Origin of the sequence: Massilia sp. BSC265 (assembly GCF_000740675.1) — a bacterium.
Lineage (GTDB): Bacteria > Pseudomonadota > Gammaproteobacteria > Burkholderiales > Burkholderiaceae_D > Telluria.
On record NZ_JPXI01000029.1, the window covers coordinates 26,582 to 47,586 of the forward strand.

Below are 21,005 nucleotides of genomic sequence, written 5' to 3' on the forward strand. Positions count from 1 at the left end.
TCAGCATCGCACTTTGTCTTAGGATTGCGAAACAACAATACCGGAGACTAAGGTGATGACACTCACACGCAGAACCCTTTTGGGTAGCGCCGCCGCTCTCGCGCTGGCTACCTCCATCCCCGCCCACGCCAAACCCCTGACCATCGGCTTCTCCCAGGTCGGCGCCGAAAGCGAATGGCGCACCGCCAACACCGCCTCGATCAAGAGCGCCGCCAAGCAGGCCGGCGTCAACCTGAAGTTCGCCGACGCCCAGCAGCGCCAGGAAAACCAGGTCAAGGCGATCCGCTCCTTCATCGCCCAGCGGGTCGACGTGATCGCCTTCTCGCCGGTCGTGGAATCCGGCTGGGACACCGTGCTGCGCGAAGCCAAGGCCGCCAAGATCCCGGTGATCCTGACCGACCGCGCCGTCAAGGTCAGCGACCCCTCGCTGTACGTGAGCTTCATCGGTTCCGACTTCGTGGAAGAGGGCCGCCGCGCCGCGCGCTGGCTGGTCGAGCACCAGAAGAAGAACCCGAACCGCAGCTACAACATCGTCGAGCTGCAGGGTACCGTCGGCTCGGCGCCGGCCATCGACCGCAAGGCGGGCTTTGCGGAAGTGATCAAGGACCATCCGACGCTGAAGATCATCCGCTCGCAGACCGGCGACTTCACCCGCGCCAAGGGGAAGGAAGTCATGGAAGCCTTCCTGAAGTCCGACCGCAAGAACATCAACGTGCTGTACGCGCACAACGACGACATGGCCATCGGCGCCATCCAGGCCATCGAGGAAGCCGGCCTGAAGCCGGGCAAGGACATCCTGGTGGTGTCGATCGACGGGGTGCGCGGCGCCTTCGAGGCCATGTTGCAGGGCAAGCTCAACGTCACCGTGGAGTGCAACCCGCTGCTCGGGCCGCAGCTGATCCAGACCGCGCAACTGGTCAAGGCAGGCAAGCAGGTAGCAAAGCGCATTACCGTGGACGAGGGTGTGTTCCCAGCTGAAGTCGCGGCCAAGGAATTCCCGAACCGCAAATACTGAGGCGGCCATGCTCGCCTCGACCACCGTGGCGCCGGTCCTGGAAGTGACCGGCATCCACAAGCAATTCCCGGGCGTGAAGGCCTTGTCGGATGCGGGCCTGCGCCTGTTCCCCGGCGAAGTCCACACCCTGATGGGCCAGAACGGCGCCGGCAAGTCGACCCTCATCAAGGTCCTGACCGGCGTCTACCAGCCCGAGCGCGGCAGCATCGTCCTCGACGGTCACACCATTGCGCCCACTTCCACCCAGGATGCGCAGGAACTCGGCATCAGCACGGTCTACCAGGAGGTGAATTTGTGCCCGAACCTGTCGGTCGCCGAAAACATCTTCATCGGACGCTACCCGCGCCGCTTCGGCATGATCGACTGGCGCGCCATGCGCCGCCAGGCCGCGGAACTGCTGGCGCGCCTGCAGATCAAGGTCGACGTCAGCAAGCCGCTCTCGCACTACCCGCTCGCCATCCAGCAGATGGTGGCGATCGCGCGCGCCCTGAACATATCAAGCAAGGTGCTGATCCTCGACGAACCCACCTCCAGCCTGGACGAGAACGAAGTCCAGCTGCTGTTCTCGGTGCTGCGTTCGCTGCGCGAGCAGGGCATGGCGATCCTGTTCGTCACCCACTTCCTCGACCAGACCTATGCCATTTCCGACCGCATCACGGTGATGCGCAACGGCGAGCGCGAAGGCGAATACCTGTGCAGCGCGCTGTCGCGCCTTGCCCTGGTCAACAAGATGATCGGCGCGCCGGCCGAAGCGCAAGAGGAAAGCGGCAGCGCGTGCGCCCAGGCAGGCGGGGCTGGTGAAACCTTCCTGCGCACGAAGGCGCTGGCACGCAAGGGTGTGCTGAACCCGATCGACCTTGAGATCCGCAAGGGAGAACTGCTCGGCCTGGCCGGCCTGCTCGGCTCCGGCCGCACCGAGACCGCACGCCTGCTGTTCGGCGCCGACAAGGCCGACAGCGGCGCCATCGAGATCGATGGCCGCAGCCGCAGCTTCTCCACGCCGCGCGACGCGATCGGCGAGGGGATCGGCTTCTGCTCGGAAGACCGCAAGCACGAGGGCGCCATCCTCGCCCTGTCCGTGCGCGAGAACCTGATCCTGGCGTTGCAGGCGCGCCAGGGGCTGCTGCGCGCCATCCCGATGCGCCGCCAGCAGGAGCTGGCCGCCCACTATGTCAAACAACTGGGGATCAAGACGGCGAGCATCGAGACGCCGATCGGCACGCTCTCGGGTGGCAACCAGCAGAAGGTCTTGCTGGCGCGCTGGCTGGCCACCGAGCCGAAGCTGATGATCCTCGACGAACCGACGCGCGGCATCGACGTGCGCGCCAAGCAGGAAATCATGGATTACGTTACGACCCTGTGCCGCAAGGGCATGGCTATCCTGTTCATCTCGTCCGAACTGCCCGAGGTGCTGCGCGCGAGCGACCGCATCGTCGTCATGCGCGACCGCAAGGCTTGCGGCGAGTACGGCCGCGGTGAGCTGGACGACAGCTCGGTGCTGCACGTGATTGCCGGGGAGGGCGCGGCATGAATGTCGCCGTGAAAGAGACGGTGCTGGCGCCCGCCAGGCCGGCCCGCGCTTCGGTGTTCCAGCATCCGCTGTTCCGTCCCCTGGCGGCGCTGGCCCTGCTGCTGCTGATCGACTTCCTCCTGATTCCGGGGTTCTTCCGCCTGGAGATCAAGGACGGCCACCTGTACGGCAGCCTGGTCGACATCGTCAACCGCGCCGCGCCGCTGATGCTGGCGGCGATCGGCATGACCCTGGTGATCGCCACGCGCGGCATCGACATCTCGGTGGGCGCCGTGGTGGCCCTGTCCGGGACGGTGGCTTCGATGCTGATCGGCGGCACCATGGTGATCAACAACGGCGTGCCGGAATATGTCGCGCAGACCCCGATGGCGCTGGCGCTGCTGGCGGCCATGGGGGCGGCCGTGCTGTGCGGGCTGTGGAACGGCGCCCTGGTGGCGGGCCTGGGCCTGCAGCCGATCGTCGCGACCCTGATCCTCATGGTGGCGGGGCGCGGACTGGCCCAGCTGCTCACCGACGGCCAGATCGTCACCGTCTACTACCAGCCCTTCTTCTTCCTGGGTAGCGGCTATTTGCTCGGGCTGCCGTTCGCGCTGTTCGTGGTGATCGCGGTGTTCGCCATTACCAGCCTGCTGCTGCGCCACACGGCGCTCGGCCTGTTCATCCAGGCGGTCGGGGTGAATCCTGTCGCGGCGCGCCTGGCCGGCATCCGCACCGCGGCCCTGGTCGTGTTCGTCTACGTGTTCAGCGCGGCCTGCGCCGGCATGGCGGGGTTGATGATCAGCTCCAACGTGAAGAGCGCGGACGCCAACAACGCCGGCCTGATGCTGGAACTGGACGCCATCCTGGCGGTGACGCTGGGCGGCACCTCGCTGGCGGGCGGCAAGTTCTCGCTGATGGGCAGCATCATCGGGGCGCTGATCATCCAGACGCTCACCTACACCATCTATTCGCTGGGCGTCCCGCCCGAGGTCAACATGGTCGTGAAAGCAAGCGTGGTCTTCCTGGTCTGTATCTCGCAGTCCGACCAGTTCAAGAACCTGTGGAAGAGGAGGGCAGCATGAAGCACATCACCAATGCGCCCTGGTTCACCTCGGCCGCCACCGTGGTCCTGCTGGTGGCCATGCTGCTGGCCGGCGGCCAGGCCTACGATGGCTTCCTGTCGCTGCAGGTGATGCTGAATCTCCTGATCGACAACGCTTTTCTCCTGGTGCTGGCGATCGGCATGGGTTTCGTGATCCTGTCCGGCGGCATCGACCTGTCGGTGGGCGCGGTGCTGGCCCTTGGCACCATGGTAGCTGCCTGGCTGCTGCAGGTGGCGCATTGGCCGCCGCTGGCGGTGGTCGCGGTCGTGCTGCTGGGCGGCGCCGCATTCGGCGGCGCGATGGGCGGGATCATCCATTTCTTCCGCCTGCAGCCTTTCATCGTCACCCTGGCCGGCATGTTCCTGGCGCGCGGCCTGTGCTACCTGATCAGCATCGAGTCGATCACCATCGAGGATCCGCTATTCGTGGCGATGTCCCAGACCCAGTTGCCTTTCCTGGGCGGCTTCCTGTCGCCGGGCGCCCTGATCGCGATCGGCATGCTGCTTCTCGCAGTCTGGATGGCGCACTACTCGTCCTTCGGGCGCGCCGTGTACGCCATCGGCGGCAACGAAGGGTCGGCCGCGATGATGGGCCTGGCGGTAGGCCGCACCAAGGTCCTGGTCTACGCCTTCAGCGGTTTCTGCGCGGCGCTCGGCGGCCTGCTGTTCTCGTTCTACATGCTGTCGGGGTATGGCCTGCATGCGCAGGGCACTGAGCTGGATGCCATCGCGGCGGTCGTCATCGGCGGCACGCTGCTTACCGGCGGCTACGGGTACGTCGCAGGCGCGCTGTCGGGCGTGCTGGTACTCGGTACCATCCAGACCCTGATCGCCTTCGACGGCACCCTCAGCTCCTGGTGGACCAAGATCGTGATCGGTGCGCTGCTGTTCGTGTTCTGCGTGGTGCAACGCCTGATGGGCTTCCGTCAGAAGCAAAGCTAATAAATACAAGCAAAATATAAGGAGACGTGATGAATAAGATGTCCGTACTTGTGGCCGGACTGGCCGCTGCATTGTCTGCGCCGGTGGCCTTCGCTTCCAACCCCATCGTGAAGGACGTCTTCACGGCCGACCCGGCCGCGCTGGTCGACAACGGCCGCGTCTATGTCTACGTCGGCAGGGACGAGGCGCCGGTCGGCGGCAAGGAGTACGTGATGAACGAGTGGCGCGTGTACTCCAGCTGCGACATGAAGAAGTGGGTCGACCACGGCTCGCCGCTGCGCTACAGCACCTTCAATTGGGCCGGCCGCGACGCCTGGGCCTCGGACATCGTCAAGCGGGGCGGCAAGTACTACTTCTATTCGACCGTGGACCACGCCACCCTTAAGAGCAAGGCGATCGGCGTAGCGGTCTCGGATAGCCCGACCGGACCGTTCGTGGACGCACGCGGCACGGCCCTCGTCACCAACGACATGACGAAGCAAACCGACATTCCCTGGGACGACATCGACCCGGCCGTCTTCATCGACGACGACGGCCAGGCCTATCTCTACTGGGGCAATACGGTGATGAAGTACGCCAAGCTCAAGCCGAACATGATCGAGCTCGACGGCCCGATCCACACCGTCGGCCTGGACAACTTTGTCGAAGCGGCCTACCTGCACAAGCACAAGGGCACGTATTACCTCACGTACTCGCGCAAGTTCCCGGAAGAGACCGTGGCCATGAGCGGCCCGACGGCCACCGGCCCCTGGACCTTCGGCGGCGTGATCATGGAGAAGAACAGCAACGTCAATACGATCCACCAGGCCATCGTCGAATTCAACGGCAAGTCCTATATCTTTTATCACAACGGCAAGCTGCCGACCGGTGGCGAGTTCCGCCGCTCAGTGGCCGTCGAGGAACTGCATTACGCCCCGGATGGCAAGATCCTGCCGGTCAAGCAAACGGCCGAGGGTCCGGCTGCAAACCCGTCGCCGGGCTGCAAGTGATAAGCGCTCAGCAGCATTTCCATTGGATTGATATCACAAATGATATGATTTCCTGATGGATACGACAAACCCGAACTGGTTCTTGAAGGCGCGCCTCAAGACGCGCCAGCTGCTGCTCCTGATCGCGCTGGACGACTACCGCAACATCCACCGTGCGGCCGAGGAACTCCACATGACGCAGCCGGCGGCGTCCAAGCAGATCAAGGACCTGGAAGAGATGCTGGACGTGCGCCTGTTCGAGCGCCTGCCGCGCGGGATGGAACCCACCATCTACGGCGAGACCATGATCCGCCACGCGCGCATGGCCCTCACCAGCCTGGCGCTGGCGCACGACGACCTGGTGGCCCTGAAGGCCGGCCTGTCCGGGCAGGTGGAAGTCGGCGTCATCATGTCGCCCGCGATGGCGCTGCTGCCGCGCGCGATCGCGCGCATCAAGGAACAGGCACCGCTGCTGCGGATCGGCGTGCACCTGGAGTCGAGCAACGTCCTGCTCGACAAGCTCCAGCGCGGCACGCTCGACTTCATGATCGGCCGCATCCTGGAGAAGGAGGACTCGAGCGGCCTGGTGTACGAGGAACTGACCGAGGAAGCGGTCTGCGCGGTGGCGCGCCCCGGCCATGCGCTGCTCGAGGCGAAGGACCTGCGCCTGGACGACATCGCCGGCAGGCCCTGGATCCTGCCGCCGCCCGGCAGCATCCTGCGCCACCGCTTCGACATGATGTTCCGCCGCGCCGGCCTGCCGCCGCCCGTCAACGTGGTCGACACGACGGCGCTGCTGCTCATCACCACGCTGCTGCAGCAGACCGATTCGCTGCACGTGATGCCGCAGGAGGTGGCGCAGTACTACGCCTCGCTGAACGTGATGCGCATCCTGCCGATCGAGCTGCCCTGCAAGATGGACGCCTTCGGCATCATCCGCCAGCAGGACCACCTGCTGTCGCCGGGCGCGGACCTGCTGCTGAAGCAGGTAAGGCTGGCGGCATCCGAGATCTACTGAACGGAGGACCCCGAACATGATCGCAGCCCGCCTGAGCTTCGCGCTGACCTTAGCCCTGGCCCTGCCCGTCGTGGGCGCCGCCGAATTCGCCAATCCCCTGGTGCTGCAGCGGGCCGACCCGCACGTCACCCTGCATGGCGACGGCTATTACTATTACACGGCCACCGTTCCCGAATACGACCGGATCGAGCTGCGCCGCACCCGCTCCCTGAACGAACTGGGCAAGGCCGAAGCCAAGGTCGTCTGGCGCAAGCATGCCAGCGGTCCGATGAGCCGCCATATCTGGGCGCCGGAGCTGCACCACATCGACGGCAAGTGGTACCTGTACTTCACCGCAGGCCGCGAGGATGCGCCCTTCGACATCCGCCTTTACGTGCTCGAGAACGCGTCCAGCAATCCGCTCGAAGGGCAGTGGATCGAACGCGGGCAGCTCAAGACCGGCTGGGAGTCCTTCGCGCTGGACGCCACCACCTTCGCATTGAACGGGCAGCGCTACCTGGCCTGGACCCAGAAGCCCCCGGCGGCGAACCGGCACGTGACGGCGGTGTACATCGCGAAGATGGACACGCCGCTCTCGATCACGGGGCCGGCGACCATGCTGACCGCGCCCGAATACGGGTGGGAGAAGATGACGCACCACGTCAACGAAGCCCCCGCGGTACTCGTGAAGAACGGCCGCGTCTTCATGACGTATTCCGCCAGCGCTACCGATGCCAGCTACGCCCTGGGCATGCTCACCGCTTCGGCGTCCGCCGACCTGCTCGACCCCAAGGCATGGAAGAAGTCGCCCGTGCCGGTGTTCCGGAGCAGCACCGCGACCGGGCAGTACGGGCCGGGCCACAACGCCTTCACCACCACGCCGGACGGCAAGCAGGACATCCTGGTCTACCACGCGCGCAACTACGAAAGGATCACCGGCGACTCGCTGTTCGACCCGAACCGCCATACGCGTGCGCAGGTCATCACGTGGCGCGCCGATGGGACGCCCGACTTCGGCATTCCGGTTGCGGACAGGCCCCGGACCGCGCAGCCCCGCTGATCCGGTCGCGCGCAGAGCAACAATGTGCGCAATTGGCTGCCGGACACAACGCGATCCGCACAGTGCAGTATCCTATCCTTTTTCAGCATCACATCAAGAAAGAGGAAACCATGAGCACTGAGAGCAGCCTGGGCGGAAACGACGACAGCCAACTGCGCACCGACGCGCTGGAATACCACCGCAACCCCGTGCGGGGCAAGATCGAGGTGGTGGCCACCAAGCCGCTGTCGAACCAGCGCGACCTGTCGCTGGCCTATTCGCCGGGTGTGGCCTACGCCTGCGAGGAAATCGCCGCGGACCCGAACATGGCCGCCGAGTACACCTCGCGCGCCAACCTGGTGGCCGTGATCAGCAACGGCACCGCCGTGCTCGGCCTGGGCAATATCGGCCCGCTGGCATCCAAGCCGGTCATGGAGGGCAAGGGCTGCCTGTTCAAGAAATTCGCCGGCGTCGACGTGTTCGACCTGGAGCTGGCCGAGAACGATCCGGACAAGCTGGTCGAGGCCATCGCCATGCTCGAGCCGACCGTCGGCGGCATCAACCTCGAGGACATCAAGGCGCCGGAATGCTTCTACATCGAGAAGAAGCTGCGCGAGCGCATGAACATCCCGGTCTTCCACGACGACCAGCACGGCACCGCCATCATCTCGAGCGCGGCCCTGCTCAATGCCCTCAAGGTGGTCGGCAAGGATATCGGCAGGATCAAGCTGGCCGCTTCCGGCGCCGGCGCCGCGGCGATCGCCTGTCTCGACATGATGGTGAGCCTGGGCGTGAAACAGGAGAACATCTACGTCACCGACTCGAAAGGCGTGATCTGGCAGGGCCGCGAGGCCGACATGGAAGCCAACAAGGCGCGCTATGCGCAGGCTACCCCCGCACGCACCCTGGCCGACATCGTCAAGGATGCCGACGTCTTCCTGGGCTGCTCCACGGCCGGCGTCCTGAGCGCCGAGATGGTCAAGACCATGGCGGACAAGCCGGTGATCCTGGCGCTGGCCAATCCGGAACCGGAAATCCGCCCCGAGGTGGCCAAGGCAGCCCGGCCGGACTGCATCGTCGCCACCGGCCGTTCGGACTACCCGAACCAGGTGAACAACGTCCTCTGCTTCCCCTACATCTTCCGCGGCGCGCTGGACTGCGGCGCGACCCGCATCACCGACGAGATGAAGCTGGCCTGCGTGGGCGCGATCGCGCGCCTGGCCGAGGCCGAGGCCAACGATACGGTGGCCGAAGCCTACGCCGGCCAGGACCTGAGCTTCGGACCCGACTACATCATCCCGAAGCCCTTCGACCCGCGCCTGATGGCGGCGATCGCCCCGGCGGTTGCCGAAGCCGCAGCCGCCTCCGGCGTGGCAGTGCGCCCGATCGCCGACATGGACGCCTACCGCGCGCGCCTGGGCGAGATGATCTACCACACCGGCTTCTTCATGAAGCCGGTGTTCGCCAAGGCCAAGGCGACCCTGCGCCGCGTCGCCTATGCCGAAGGCACCGACCAGCGCGTGCTGCGCGCGGTGCAGACCGTGGTCGACGAGGGACTTGCCAAGCCGGTGCTGATCGGCGAAGCGGCCGCGGTCGAGGCGGCGGTGAAGCAGTCCGGCCTGCGCCTGCAGCGCGACGTCGACTATGTGCTGTCCGAGCCGGACGGCAGCGGCCACGCCACCCTGCAGGGCACGCGCCTGCTGCAGTCGGGTGAGGTCGACGCGCTCATCTGCGGCATGGCGGGCGGCTACGACAGCCACCTGGTCCACGTGCGCGACGTGATCGGCACTGCGCCCGGCGCCGGCGTGCTGGCGGCGATGAACGCCCTGGTGCTGGACAAGATGACCCTGTTCATCACCGACACCTACGTCAACGACAACCCGTCGGCGCAGGAACTGGCGGACATCACCCGCCTGGCCGCGACCGAACTGCGCCATTTCGGGCTGGAGCCCAAGGCCGCGCTGCTGTCGCATTCGATCTTCGGCTCGTCCGAGCGCCCCTCGGCGCGCAAGATGCGCCAAGCGCGCGAGCTGCTGGCGCAAAGTGCTCCGGAGCTGGCGCTGATCGGCGAGGTGCACGGCGATGCCGCACTGTCCGAAGAGATCCGGCGCCTGTACCAGCCGGCGGGCGAGGGCGCAGGCGGCTTTGCCGGCAGTGCCAACCTGCTGGTGATGCCCTCGCTCGATGCCGCCAACATCCTGTTCAATGTCCTCAAGGTCGCGGCGGGCAAGGGCGTCACCGTCGGCCCGATCCTGCTGGGTGCAGCCAAGCCGGTGCACATCCTCAGCCCGAGTGCGACCGTGCGCCGCATCGTCAACATGACGGCGCTGGCGGTGGCAGGCGTGCGCTAAGCGGTGGGCAGCCGCGCGCCGGTTTCCTTCCGGCGCGTGTTCTCCAGATTCTTTTCGTTGCTCGTAACCATTTTGTAACTTATACTGGTTGCGCTAACATACGGACGAAAGGAGCTGGGATGCGCTTCGGTATCGCAGCGTGGGCGGCCATCGGTCTGTCCTGCGCAATCACCGCCGCGGCGGGCGAGTACAGGAATCCCGTCATCGCGGGCTTCCATCCCGACCCCAGCATTTGCCGGGACGGCGAGGACTACTACCTCGCCACCAGCACCTTCGAGTACTTCCCGGGGGTGCCGATCTACCATAGCAAGGACCTGGTCAACTGGCGCCTCGCCGGCCATGCGCTCGACCGCCCCAGCCAGCTGCCGCTCGCGGGCCAGAAGAGTTCGATGGGCATCTTCGCCCCGACGCTGCGCTGCGGGAACGGCCATTTCTACATGATCACCACCAACGTCACGGGTGGTGGCAACTTCATCGTCCACGCCACCAATCCGGCCGGCCCCTGGTCGGAGCCGGTGTGGATCAAGGACGTGCAGGGGATCGATCCCTCGCTGTTCTTCGACGACGACGGCAAGGTTTATCTGACCTACCAGGATGGCGGCGAGCGCGGCGGCATCGGCCAGGTCGAGATCGACGTCGCCACCGGCCAGCTCAAGGGCAAGCCGCGCCGCATCTGGAACGGCCTCGGGGGTGTCTGGCCCGAAGGGCCGCACCTGTACAAGATCAAGGGCTGGTATTACCTGCTGCATGCGGAAGGCGGCACCTCCTACGGTCACGTCGTGATCCTGGCCCGTTCGCGCTCGCCCTGGGGGCCCTTCGAGGGGGCGCCCGACAACCCCATCCTGACCCACCGCGACCGCCCGGACCTGCTCCTGCAGGCGCTCGGCCACGCCGACCTGGTGCAGACGCCCGAGGGCAAGTGGTTCATGGTGCTGCTGGGGGTGCGCCACCTGAAGCACAAGCACCACCTCGGGCGGGAAACCTTGCTGGCGCCGGTCGAATGGACCGGGGACGGCTGGCTCAGGATCAATGGCGGCGCGCCGCTGGCAGAGAAGATGACGGCGGCGGGCCTGCCTGCGCCGCACCCATGGCCTGCACCGGCAGCGCGTGACGATTTCGGTGCCCGCAAGCTGGGCGGCGAGTGGATCTTCCTGCGCGGACCGGCCGAGGACCTGTGGTCGCTCCGGGAGCGGCCGGGCTTCCTGCGCCTGAAGGGCAGCAAGCTGTCGCTGCTTGATATCGGCACGCCCGCTTTCGTCGGCAAGCGCCAGGCGCACCTGGACATGCGCGCGTCCACGCTGCTCGACTTCACGCCGCGTGGGAACGGCCAGCAGGCCGGGCTGGCGCTGCGCATGAACGAGGACAACCACTATCAGCTGCTCGTTGCCGGGACCGGCAAGGGGCGCGTGGTCCGGCTCGTCACGCGGGTGAAAGGCGCGAGCACGGTGGTGCGCGAAGCGCCCCTGGGCGCGGGCAAGGTGGAGCTGATCGTGCGCGCTTCGCCGGAGCGCTATGTCTTCGGTTACCGGAGCGGCAGCCGTGAAGTCGCCGACTTCGGCAGCGCCCCGACAAGCCCGCTCAGTTCCGAAGACGCGGGCGGCTTCACCGGCGTGGTGCTCGGGATGGTGGCCCACAGTGCCGACGGCTCCCCCATGCCGCCGGCGGACTTCGACTGGTTCGACTACCGGCCGGTCGAGGGGAACAGATAAGCATCGAACGCCGGCCCGTCGGCCGGCGCGCAGCACACAACAAGAAATCAATCAGGAGACATCATGCATCGCAAGAACCCGACCGTTGCCGCCGCGCGCACGGCCCTCGTCGCGGCCATCGCCGCCGCCTTCCCGCTGTTCGCCCCGGGCGCCTCTGCCGCGCCCGAGCCGGCAGAACCTGCCCAGAAGCCCTGGCTCAATCCTTCCCTGGACGCCGACCGGCGCGCCCGCCTGGCCGTGCAGGCCATGACCCAGCAGGAGAAGCTGCGCTGGGTCTTCGGCTACTTCGGCAACGACCTCGGCGGCAAGAGCAAGAAGCATCCGGACGCCCTGCACCAATCGGCCGGTTATATCCCGGGAACGCCGCGCCTGGGCCTGCCGGCCCTGTTCGAAACCGACGCGGCCCAGGGCGTGGCGTCGCAGGCCGGCCCGAACGTGCGCGAGCGCACCGCCTTGCCGTCCGGCCTGATGACGGCTTCGACCTGGGACCCCAAGGTTGCCTATGCGGGCGGCGCCATGATCGGCTCGGAGGCGCGCGCGTCCGGCTTCAACGTGATGCTGGCAGGGGGCGTCAACCTGCAGCGCGAGCCGCGCAACGGCCGCAACTTCGAGTACCTGGGCGAGGACCCGCTGCTGGCAGGCACCATGGCCGGCCACGCCATCAAGGGCGTGGAGTCGAACAAGATCATCTCGACGCTGAAGCACTTCGTGCTGAACGGCCAGGAGACCGGCCGCTTCGAACTGGATGCGCGCATCGACAAGGCGGCGCTGCGCATGTCGGACCTGCTGGCGATGGAACTGGCGCTGGAACTGTCCGACGCCGGCTCGGTCATGTGCGCCTACAACCGCCTGAACGGCCCCTACACCTGCGAGGATCCCTGGCTGCTCAACGGGGTGCTCAAGCGCGACTGGGGTTTCCGCGGCTACGTGATGTCCGACTGGGGCGCCACCCACAGCACCGTGGCCGCCGCCAACGCGGGCCTGGACCAGCAGTCCGGCCATGAATTCGACAAGTCGCCGTACTTCGGCGGCGCGCTGGAAGAAGCCGTCAAGACCGGGGCCGTGCCGCAGGCGCGCCTGGACGACATGGCCTACCGCATCGTGCGCACCATGTTCGCCAAGGGCGTGGTCGACCATCCCGTCAAGCCGGGCGGCGTCATCGACTTCGCCGCCAACGGCGCGGTCAGCCGCCAGACGGCGGAAGAGGGCATGGTCCTGCTGAAGAACGAAGGCCGCATCCTGCCGCTCGCGAAGACCGTACGCACCATCGCCGTCATCGGCGGGCACGCGGACGTCGGTGTGCTGTCGGGCGGCGGCTCGTCCCAGGTGTACCCTGTGGGCGGCATCGCGGTCAAGGGCCTGAAGCCGGATACCTGGCCCGGCCCGGTGGTCTACTATCCGTCCTCGCCGCTGCGTGCGATCCAGGCCCAGGCGCCGAACGCGAAGGTCGTGTTCGACGACGGTACCGATCCTGCCCGCGCCGCGCGCGTGGCAGCCGGGGCCGACGTCGCCCTGGTCTTCGCCACCCAGTGGATCGGCGAGGCCAACGACGCCCAGACCCTGGCACTGCCGGACCGCCAGGACGAGCTGATCGGCACGGTGGCGGGCGCGAATCCGCGCACCGTCGTCGTGCTCGAGACCGGCGGCCCGGTCACCATGCCCTGGCTGGCTCGCGTCCCGGCCGTGTTGCAAGCCTGGTATCCGGGCACCAGCGGCGGCGAGGCGATCGCCAACGTGCTGTTCGGCGCGGTCAACCCCTCCGGCCACCTGCCGGCCACCTTCCCGGCCTCCGAGCAGCAGTTGCCGCGCCCGAAACTCGACGGCGACCCGAAGGTCCCCGAGCTGCAGTTTGCCGTCGACTACCATGAAGGCGCGGCGGTCGGCTACAAGTGGTTCGACCTGAAGGGCCACAAGCCGCTGTTCCCGTTCGGGCACGGCCTGTCCTACACCACCTTCGCCTACTCGGCCCTAGCCGGCCAGGTGAAGGACGGCCGGCTCCACGTGCGCTTCAAGGTGACCAACACCGGGAACCTGGCGGGCAAGGACGTGCCGCAGGTGTATGCCGCGCCGCTGTCCACCAAGTGGGAAGCGCCGAAGCGCCTGGCGGCCTGGAGCAAGGTGGCGCTGCAACCGGGCGAGACGAAGGAAGTCGAGGTCGCGGTGGAGCCGCGCGTGCTGGCCATGTTCGACGAGAAGTCGCGCACCTGGCGCCGGCCGCAGGGCAAGGTCCGCCTGACGCTGGCCGAGGATGCCGCCGGCACGGGCGCCACCAGCGTGACGGTCGACCTGCCCGCCAGCACGCTGGATGTCCGCGGTCGCCCGCGTGCACGCTGATCCTGGCGGAAGAAGAAAACGCATGCGATTACTCATCCTCTCCGCAGCCTTGCTGACGCAGGCGCTGCCGGTGCTGGCCGCCGACGCCCAATCCCTTCAACTGGACAGCCTGTTCCAGGACCACATGGTTCTGCCGCGCCAGGGCGCGGTCGTGTCGGGCCGTGCGGCGCCGCGCGTGGCGATCACCGTGAGCGGCTTTGGCGGCGCCTGGAAGACGACCGCCGACGCCGCCGGGCGTTTCAGCGTGACCTTGCCCAGCCTGCCCGCAGGGCGCACCGATACGCTCGTCGTGGCGAGCGGCAGCGGCCAGCGGGTCTCGCTGGGCGACGTCGTCACCGGCGACGTCTTCCTGTGCTCGGGCCAGTCGAACATGCAGCTCGCGATCAACCGCGCCCTGAATGCGGACACCGTGATCGGGACATCGAGCAACCCGGACCTGCGCATGGCAACGGTGGCGGAAGACCCTTCCCCGGCGCCGCGCGCGCGCCTCGCCAAGCCGGTGGCATGGCAGGCCGCGTCACCCCGGACTGTCGGGGACTGGTCGGCAACCTGCTATTTCTTCGGCAAGGAGCTGCAGCGCAGGCTCAAGCAGCCGATCGGGTTGGTACATGCCTCGCTGGGTGGTTCGAACCTCACGGCCTGGCTGTCGCCGGCGGCCTCGCTGCCGGACTATGCGCGCGAGCAGGAACTACTCAAGCTGTACGCGGGCGACCCGGCCAAGGCGAGCATTGCCTTCGGCAAGGAGGTCGAACACTGGTGGCAAACCTCCGGCGGCCCGGGCCGGCCCTGGGCTGCCGCGCCGGCGGAACTGGCAAGCTGGCGTGCGGCGCCGGATGTGGCCAAGAACTGGGAGAACTGGGGCGTGCCCGAGCTGTCCGGGTATGACGGCAGCATCTGGTACGGCGCGACCGCCAGCCTGAGTCCAGGGCAGGCGGCGCAGGGGGCGACGCTCGAACTGGGGCTGGTCGATGAAGTCGATACCACCTGGGTGAACGGCAAGCCGGTCGGCTTCACCGCCGGCGCCGGCACGGCGCGCGCGTATCCGCTGGCAGCCGGCACCCTGAAGGCAGGGGACAACACGGTCGTGCTGAATGTGCTGGACTTGTGGAGTTACGGCGGGCTGTACGGCGACCAGCCGCGCCAGCTGCGCTTTGCCGACGGCGCCGTCGTGCCCCTGCAGGGCTGGCGCTGGCAGTTGCCCCCAGGCGCGAACCGCTATCCGCCGCGCGCGCCCTGGGATGCGATGGCCGGGGTCAGCGTGCTGTACAACGGCATGATCGCGCCGCTCGGCCGCTTCCCCTTCAAGGGCGCGCTCTGGTACCAGGGCGAGAGCAATGTCGGTTCGCCTTACCAGGGCCTGCTGGCCCGCCTGTTCCAGGATTGGCGCGGGCAGTTCGGCAACAGCATGGCCTTCGGCGTGGTCCAGTTGGCGAACTTCGGCGCCCGACCGGCGCAGCCGGTCGAGTCGGGCTGGGCGCGGTTGCGCGAGGACCAGCGCCGCGCGGTGCTGGCCGACCCGAATGCGGTGCTGGCGACGGCGATCGACCTGGGCGACCCGGCCGACATCCATCCCGCCAACAAGCAGGGCGTCGGCGAACGCCTGGCACGCGCGTTCGCGATCAAGCTGTATGGCCAGCCCGGCAGCGCCAACGGACCGATGGTGAAGTCGGCCGTCGCTCAGGGGGATGGCGTGGCAGTGGAGTTCGATGGGGTGGAAGGCGCGCTGGTCGCGTATGGCGCCGCGGGCCCGATCGGTTTCGAGGTCTGCACGGATGGCGGTTGCCGCTGGACCGAGGCGCGTGTCTCGGGCGCGCAGGTGGTGCTGCCGGGCGCTGCCGATGCTAAGAAGATCCGCTACTGCTGGGGCGATGCGCCGACCTGCACGCTCTATGACGGCAAGTCCGGCCTGCCAGCGGTGCCCTTCGAGATGGATGTCAAACGCTGGTGACGCCTCGTGTGGCGAACCGATAAAGTTCGCCACGAACCAGAAACGTCTGCCACCACAAGCGTGAGCGATTGGTGGTACTCCACGGCCTGCAAAGCCGTCTGGACGGGTTCGACTCCCGTCATCGCTCCAATGAATAACGATACTGGCCCCTTGTTGGGGCCCGTTTCGTTATTGGGCTTCCGACCCTGGCGGATGATGTTCGGCGGTGACCGGCTTGTGTAATTCATCTTGGCCGGGAGCGCCTTCGGCCAAGCAAGCAGCGCGCGACAAGCGCCGGGCCGCCGCACAGCCACGAAACCGTCTGCGGTGCCCGATTCAAGACGCTGCTACCGATTCGGGGTACCAGTCGACGCTGCGGTTGCGCTTTTGCTGTTGCAGCGCGCTCAAGGCGTCTGACGCCGCAGCGTGATGCGCGTCAGCTCGGCAGGCACGCCCAGCCGAAGCGCGAAGCCGGGCCACAGAGCGGTGCCATTGTTCAGGTACAGCGTCATGCCGTCGACGTCGTAGTGGCCAGACACGAAGCCATTGTTGGCCCGTGCCACTACCCGATCGAGCCCGATGATCATGCCGCCATGCGTATGGCCGGATAACTGCAGCGCAACACCACGGCTGGCTGAAAAGCGGGCATTCCTGGGCTGGTGATCGAGCAGCACGACCGGCACGCCGGCCGGGGCGCCGCGCAGCGCCGCATCGAGGTCGGGCGCGGGAGCGCCGGTGCGCGGGGCGGTCACGTCGTTCACGCCGGCGAGCACCAGTTGCCCTGCACCTCGACTGATGATGGTATGGCTATTGTCCAGAGGCCTCATGTTGAGCCCCGCAAAATACGCCATCCATGCGCGGTGGTCAAAAAAGTATTCGTGATTACCGGGAATGACCCAGACGCCGTCCGGAGCGCGCAAGTCACGCAGCGCGGCCACGTCGGCTTCGCGCTGCGCGACATTGCCATCGATGAGGTCACCGGTGATGACGATCAGGTCCACTCCGAGCGCATTGGCATCATCGACGAGCTGGCGCGTCCATGCTGCGTCGAACAGGCGGCTGATGTGCAGGTCGGTCAGGTGCAGTACCCGGTAGCCGTCGAATTCGCGCGGCAAGTCCTTGACTGTCATCTGTACCTCCTTCAGCGGCGGCGGCTTGATCGCCTGCATGACGCCGAGCGCGGCCAGCAGCATGGCTGCGAGGCCGATCGCACCGCGCAGGCGCGCAGCGATCGGCACGCGGCGACGCTGGGCCAGTGCGACGAGCAGGGCGCCCACATCGAGCAGCAGCTGGAACACAGCCAGCAGCAATATGGCGCCAAACGCCCAGTTGAACAGGATGATGAGGGCTCTCGGAAATTCCGGCGAAAACACGCTGCCGGAAGAAAAGCGCGACCACAGGTGATATTGCGAGGCCAGCACCAACACCACGGCGCCAGCCAGCTTTGTGTGCCCGGCCAAGGGCAGCGGCAATAACCAGCGCACCAGCACGACCACGCAGGGCAAACTGAACATCAGATGGAACATCAGCTGCGCCCCATTCGTTTCCGGTCGCGGCTGGAGTCGGCGGGGTTGCCGTGCGGGGGTGTGGTGGCGCCCGCAGGTAATAAGAGGAAAATACGCATCATGCCTTGTATCCGAACTGTCGAACAGGTAAGCATAGCGTAGATTGCGTGAAGGCACGGGCAGCGGTGTGATTCGGTGCGGCACCGCCCAGCACGCGCCGTCGGCCGGATTCGCCGACATGCTGCAGGCGTGCTCGGGCAGGCAAAGGAACACACGGCCCGGAGGCTGCGCCCACACCCCAGGTTTGTCCACGACGCTTGCACCCGCTCGATCGATGTAGTAACCGCGCTAGATTCATTCGGGTCCAAGAGGCGTCGCCATGACCATTACCACCATATCAAGCCGCGAGTTCAACCAGGGCGCGAGCGAGGCAAAGCGTGCTGCAAGCAAGGGGCCGGTGTTCATCACGGACCGCGGCCGACCGGCCCATGTGCTGATGAGCTTCGAGGATTATCAGCGGCTGACGAAACAACGTCGCAACATTGCCGATGCGCTTGCAATGCCGGGCAGTGCCGACATCGAGTTTGAGCCTGCGCGCGTGACCATCGGGGCACGGCCGGCTGATTTCTCATGATGTTTGTCCTCGACACCCACGTGGTGTCAGAACTCCGCAAGGTGCGCGCAGGCATGGCCGATACAAATGTCACGGCGTGGGCGGAAAGCGTCGATGCAGCAGACCTCTTTGTGTCGGCTATCACTATCATGGAACTGGAGCTTGGCGTTCTGTCGATTGAGAGAAAGGATGCCACCCAGGGGGCCATGTTGCGTTCTTGGCTGGAGCAGCACGTATTGCCAGAGTTCTCGGGACGCACGCTGCCTGTCGATACCGCCGTCGCACAACGCTGCGCCCGGCTGCATGTCCCCGACAAGCGCGGCGAGCGCGATGCGCTCATCTCCGCAACCGCGCTTGTGCATGGCATGACGGTGGTCACTCGAAACACCGCCGATTTTGATTCCACCAGGGTGCCCCTCATCAATCCGTGGGAGGTATCGCGGTGATGGAAATAGCTTCTTCGACAATCTCTGGGTTTTCCGGTTGCAAGTAGCGATAGGAGAGCTTGCGGCGAACCTCTTATTCATTCTCAGCTAATGCTCGAGAGAAGAACAGACAGCCGGGCCGTCGGGCCCGGCCGTTACGCCGCTCAGGCGGCAGGATGCGGAGAACCGGCCGGAGGCGCATCGTCCTCCTGCACCGCGCCGGCAGACTCCCTGCCGTCGTCATGGTGGAAGGGCGCGAACCAGGTCGCCAGGAAGGACGGGATCGTCGCCACCATCACGAAGCTAAAGTAGCCGACGTAGCCCATCATTTCCTGCAGGTGGCCGCTGACCACGCCGGTCAGCATGTTGCACAGTCCCATCAGCCCGGTGCCGAAGGCGTAGTGGGTGGTCGTGTACTTGCCCGGAGCCAGCTGCTGCATCAGGTAGATCATGAAGCCCACCGCGCCGAAGCCGAAGAAGAACTTCTCGACGACGACGCCGGCCGTGATGGCCATCAGGCTGCTCGGCAGGTAGATGCTCATCAGCAGAAAAGTAGCGTTCGGGATGTTCACCGCGCAGCACAGCACGAACAGGGTCGACTTCAGGCCGCGCCGCGCCACGTACCAGCCGCCCAGCAGGGAGCCGAGCAGCACGGCGGCCAGGCCGTAGGTGCCGTAGATCAGACCGAGCATCTCGTTCGACAGTCCGAGCCCGCCTTTCGCGCTCGGGTCGACCATGAAGAAGGGGCCGATCTTCTCGAGGAAGCCGATGCTGAGGCGGAACAGGAAGGCAAAGGCGATCATCTTCCACACGTCGCGCTTCTGGAACAGCGTCACGAAGGCGTCGACCAGGATGCGGCCGGCGTCGCGCACGCTCGAGGGCGTATCGGCGGCGCGCGCGCCTTCCGGCATCACGCGGGCGTGCCACAGCGCCATCAGGAGGGTGATGCCGGCGACCAGGAAGAAGATGACGCGCCAGGACTCGACCCAGCCAGGGCCGAACACCTTGGGATCGTGGCCGAACACGTTGGTGTGCAGGTAGCCGCTCAGGAACACCATGCCGCCGGCGGCCACGATGGGACCGATGTTCCAGGACAGGCTCTGGATGCCGCAGTAGAGCGACTGGGCGCGCGAATCGAGCGAGGTGACGTAGACGCCGTCGCTGGCGATGTCCTGGGTGGCCCCGATGAAGGACAGCGCGAAGAACACCGCCATCAGGATGCCCATGTAGCCGGGCAGCCCCAGCGCCAGGCCGACGCCGGCGAAGCCGAGGCCGATGGCCACCTGGGCGCACAGCACGAAGAACTTCTTGGTGCGGTACATCTCGACCAGGGGCGCGAACAGCGGCTTGATGGTATAGGCCAGGATCAGCAGGCTCGAATACTGGGCCGCGCGGCCGTTGTCCATGCCGAGGTTCTTGAACATGATCGCGGTGACGCTGGTGAGCATCACGTAGCCGAGCGCCATCGTGAAGTAGCCGGTTGGCACCCAGAGCAGCGGGTGGCGCGTGCGCTCATTGCGACGATAATGCGTGGCCATGGCGCACCTCCATCGTCGGCTGCTGGATGGCGCACTCCGTCTGCTGCGCTTCCAGGTGCTCGGCCAGCATGGCGGCGGCGCCGCCCAGGGCCGGGTAGGGCGCGTGGATCACGAAGCAGGGGATACGCGACGCAAAGCTCGAAAAGCGCCCCTTGTTCTCGAAGCGGGCGCGGAAGGACGAGCGGGCGAACCATTCGCCGAGGCGCGGCACCACGCCGCCGCCGATGTAGATGCCACCCCGCGCGCACAGGGTCACGGCGAGGTTGGCCGCCACCGTGCCGAGCATGCCGCAGAAGGTGTCGAGGGTCTCGATGCAGAGCGGGTCGGTACCGAGCAGGGCGTGCTCCACGATGTCGGCCGGCTCGAGCGCGGCGATCTTGCTGCCGGCGCGCGCGGCTAGCGCTTCGTGGATCAGCGCCAGGCCGGGGCCGGACACCAGGCGTTCGGCCGAGACATGGTCCCAGCGCTGCCAGCAATACGCCAGGATCTCCTGCTCGCGACGGTCGGCGGGCGAAAAGGCCACGTGGCCGCCTTCGCTTTGCAGGACGGTCCAGCGTCCATTGGTGGGGAGCAGTCCCGCCACACCCAGGCCGGTACCGGCGCCGACCAGGCCGATCACGCCGTCGAGGGCCGGCGCGCTGCCGCCGACCTGCACCAGCTCGGACGCCGCCAGCTGCGGCAGCGCCATCGCCAGTGCGGCGAAATCGTTCACCGCCAGCAGCGTAACCAGCCCGAGCTCCGTACGCGCCGCCTGCAGCGAAAACTCCCAGCGGTGGTTGGTCATCTTGACGTAGTCGCCTTCGACCGGGTTGGCGATGGCGATCACGGCATGGCGCACGGGCGCGCCGGCAGCGCCATGGCGCTCGAGGTAGGCGCGCGCCGCGTCCTGGAAGCGCGGGTAGTCGGCGCAGGCCAGGGTCTCGGTCTCCTCGATCCAGCCCGGGCCGCGCTCGAGGGCGAAGCGTGCGTTGGTGCCGCCGATGTCGGCCACCAGGCGCGCGCCGTCCCGGTATTGTTCTTCACTCATTGT

Annotated in this window: 16 protein-coding genes and 1 tRNA gene; 14 read left to right on the plus strand and 3 right to left on the minus strand. The window is 66.7% G+C overall.

Translation table 11 applies throughout. The annotated features are described in order from the left end of the window. Nucleotides 1-55: 55 nt before the first annotated feature. The 12 genes from MA09_RS07375 (at nt 56) to MA09_RS24490 (ending at nt 16,044) form a co-directional block, all read left to right on the plus strand. On the plus strand, nt 56-1,015 hold the full coding sequence (locus MA09_RS07375; protein WP_036246651.1) for an ABC transporter substrate-binding protein: 960 nt from the start codon (nt 56-58) through the stop codon (nt 1,013-1,015). Nucleotides 1,016-1,022: 7 nt separating this feature from the next. Further along, the gene (locus MA09_RS07380) at nt 1,023-2,546 is read left to right on the plus strand and encodes a sugar ABC transporter ATP-binding protein (protein ID WP_036246655.1); all 1,524 of its coding nucleotides are present in this window, start codon (nt 1,023-1,025) and stop codon (nt 2,544-2,546) included. Then, entirely contained in the window at nt 2,543-3,607 is a 1,065-nt protein-coding gene (locus MA09_RS07385; RefSeq protein ID WP_051933254.1) for an ABC transporter permease, read from the plus strand. The genes MA09_RS07380 and MA09_RS07385 overlap by 4 nt, the downstream gene beginning before the upstream one ends. Continuing rightward, nucleotides 3,604-4,569: a galactofuranose ABC transporter, permease protein YjfF gene (yjfF, locus tag MA09_RS07390; protein ID WP_036246657.1), complete on the plus strand. Its 966-nt coding sequence runs from the start codon at nt 3,604-3,606 to the stop codon at nt 4,567-4,569. Before MA09_RS07385 ends, yjfF begins: the two co-directional genes overlap by 4 nt. Before the next feature lie 29 nt (nt 4,570-4,598). Beyond that, on the plus strand, nt 4,599-5,558 hold the full coding sequence (locus tag MA09_RS07395; RefSeq protein WP_036246661.1) for a glycoside hydrolase family 43 protein: 960 nt from the start codon (nt 4,599-4,601) through the stop codon (nt 5,556-5,558). Nucleotides 5,559-5,613: 55 nt separating this feature from the next. Beyond that, nucleotides 5,614-6,555, plus strand: a complete 942-nt coding sequence (locus tag MA09_RS07400; protein WP_036246664.1) for a LysR family transcriptional regulator — start codon at nt 5,614-5,616, stop codon at nt 6,553-6,555. 16 nt (nt 6,556-6,571) lie between these two features. Beyond that, a complete protein-coding gene (locus MA09_RS07405) occupies nt 6,572-7,594 on the plus strand; it encodes a family 43 glycosylhydrolase (RefSeq protein ID WP_051933255.1) in 1,023 nt (340 codons plus the stop codon). 110 nt (nt 7,595-7,704) lie between these two features. Beyond that, nucleotides 7,705-9,924 carry an NADP-dependent malic enzyme gene (locus tag MA09_RS07410; protein WP_036246667.1) on the plus strand — a complete coding sequence of 740 codons (2,220 nt, stop codon included), beginning with the start codon at nt 7,705-7,707 and terminating at the stop codon, nt 9,922-9,924. A gap of 119 nt (nt 9,925-10,043) precedes the next feature. Next, nucleotides 10,044-11,633 carry a glycoside hydrolase family 43 protein gene (locus tag MA09_RS07415; protein ID WP_081897464.1) on the plus strand — a complete coding sequence of 530 codons (1,590 nt, stop codon included), beginning with the start codon at nt 10,044-10,046 and terminating at the stop codon, nt 11,631-11,633. Between the two features lie 63 nt (nt 11,634-11,696). Then, nucleotides 11,697-13,967 (plus strand): beta-glucosidase, encoded by a 2,271-nt coding sequence (locus tag MA09_RS07420; RefSeq protein ID WP_036246669.1) that lies wholly within the window; start codon nt 11,697-11,699, stop codon nt 13,965-13,967. Between the two features lie 22 nt (nt 13,968-13,989). Then, the gene (locus MA09_RS07425; protein WP_161783204.1) at nt 13,990-15,915 is read left to right on the plus strand and encodes a sialate O-acetylesterase; all 1,926 of its coding nucleotides are present in this window, start codon (nt 13,990-13,992) and stop codon (nt 15,913-15,915) included. A 64-nt stretch (nt 15,916-15,979) separates the two neighbouring features. Then, nucleotides 15,980-16,044 (plus strand) — tRNA-Cys (locus MA09_RS24490). A gap of 254 nt (nt 16,045-16,298) precedes the next feature. Here the strand turns inward: MA09_RS24490 and MA09_RS07430 are convergent. After that, on the minus strand, nt 16,299-17,420 hold the full coding sequence (locus MA09_RS07430; protein WP_036246670.1) for a metallophosphoesterase: 1,122 nt from the start codon (nt 17,418-17,420) through the stop codon (nt 16,299-16,301). Nucleotides 17,421-17,778: 358 nt separating this feature from the next. Between MA09_RS07430 and MA09_RS07435 the strand changes: the two genes are divergently transcribed. Next, complete coding sequence (locus tag MA09_RS07435) at nt 17,779-18,033, plus strand: type II toxin-antitoxin system Phd/YefM family antitoxin (protein ID WP_036246672.1); 255 nt, start codon at nt 17,779-17,781, stop codon at nt 18,031-18,033. Continuing rightward, nucleotides 18,030-18,458: a type II toxin-antitoxin system VapC family toxin gene (locus MA09_RS07440; protein WP_200883040.1), complete on the plus strand. Its 429-nt coding sequence runs from the start codon at nt 18,030-18,032 to the stop codon at nt 18,456-18,458. The genes MA09_RS07435 and MA09_RS07440 overlap by 4 nt, the downstream gene beginning before the upstream one ends. A 143-nt stretch (nt 18,459-18,601) precedes the next feature. On the opposite strand, the gene MA09_RS07445 is transcribed toward MA09_RS07440, so the two are convergent. Both MA09_RS07445 and MA09_RS07450 read right to left on the minus strand, forming a co-directional pair. Next, the gene (locus MA09_RS07445) at nt 18,602-19,975 is read right to left on the minus strand and encodes an MFS transporter (RefSeq protein WP_081897466.1); all 1,374 of its coding nucleotides are present in this window, start codon (nt 19,973-19,975) and stop codon (nt 18,602-18,604) included. Beyond that, on the minus strand, nt 19,950-21,002 hold the full coding sequence (locus MA09_RS07450) for a glucokinase (protein ID WP_081897467.1): 1,053 nt from the start codon (nt 21,000-21,002) through the stop codon (nt 19,950-19,952). The genes MA09_RS07445 and MA09_RS07450 overlap by 26 nt, the downstream gene beginning before the upstream one ends. Nucleotides 21,003-21,005 lie beyond the last annotated feature (3 nt).

What these genes read in the sequence shown, in the direction of transcription:
- MA09_RS07405 (WP_051933255.1), top strand. Translation starts at nt 6,572, where the DNA reads ATGATCGCAGCCCGCCTGAGCTTCGCGCTGACCTTAGCCCTGGCCCTG.
- MA09_RS07440 (WP_200883040.1), top strand. Translation starts at nt 18,030, where the DNA reads ATGATGTTTGTCCTCGACACCCACGTGGTGTCAGAACTCCGCAAGGTG.
- MA09_RS07425 (WP_161783204.1), top strand. Translation starts at nt 13,990, where the DNA reads ATGCGATTACTCATCCTCTCCGCAGCCTTGCTGACGCAGGCGCTGCCG.
- MA09_RS07435 (WP_036246672.1), top strand. Translation starts at nt 17,779, where the DNA reads ATGACCATTACCACCATATCAAGCCGCGAGTTCAACCAGGGCGCGAGC.
- MA09_RS07410 (WP_036246667.1), top strand. Translation starts at nt 7,705, where the DNA reads ATGAGCACTGAGAGCAGCCTGGGCGGAAACGACGACAGCCAACTGCGC.
- MA09_RS07375 (WP_036246651.1), top strand. Translation starts at nt 56, where the DNA reads ATGACACTCACACGCAGAACCCTTTTGGGTAGCGCCGCCGCTCTCGCG.
- MA09_RS07415 (WP_081897464.1), top strand. Translation starts at nt 10,044, where the DNA reads ATGCGCTTCGGTATCGCAGCGTGGGCGGCCATCGGTCTGTCCTGCGCA.
- MA09_RS07420 (WP_036246669.1), top strand. Translation starts at nt 11,697, where the DNA reads ATGCATCGCAAGAACCCGACCGTTGCCGCCGCGCGCACGGCCCTCGTC.
- MA09_RS07430 (WP_036246670.1), bottom strand. Translation starts at nt 17,420, where the DNA reads ATGTTCCATCTGATGTTCAGTTTGCCCTGCGTGGTCGTGCTGGTGCGC.
- yjfF (WP_036246657.1), top strand. Translation starts at nt 3,604, where the DNA reads ATGAAGCACATCACCAATGCGCCCTGGTTCACCTCGGCCGCCACCGTG.
- MA09_RS07395 (WP_036246661.1), top strand. Translation starts at nt 4,599, where the DNA reads ATGAATAAGATGTCCGTACTTGTGGCCGGACTGGCCGCTGCATTGTCT.
- MA09_RS07380 (WP_036246655.1), top strand. Translation starts at nt 1,023, where the DNA reads ATGCTCGCCTCGACCACCGTGGCGCCGGTCCTGGAAGTGACCGGCATC.
- MA09_RS07400 (WP_036246664.1), top strand. Translation starts at nt 5,614, where the DNA reads ATGGATACGACAAACCCGAACTGGTTCTTGAAGGCGCGCCTCAAGACG.
- MA09_RS07445 (WP_081897466.1), bottom strand. Translation starts at nt 19,975, where the DNA reads ATGGCCACGCATTATCGTCGCAATGAGCGCACGCGCCACCCGCTGCTC.
- MA09_RS07385 (WP_051933254.1), top strand. Translation starts at nt 2,543, where the DNA reads ATGAATGTCGCCGTGAAAGAGACGGTGCTGGCGCCCGCCAGGCCGGCC.
- MA09_RS07450 (WP_081897467.1), bottom strand. Translation starts at nt 21,002, where the DNA reads ATGAGTGAAGAACAATACCGGGACGGCGCGCGCCTGGTGGCCGACATC.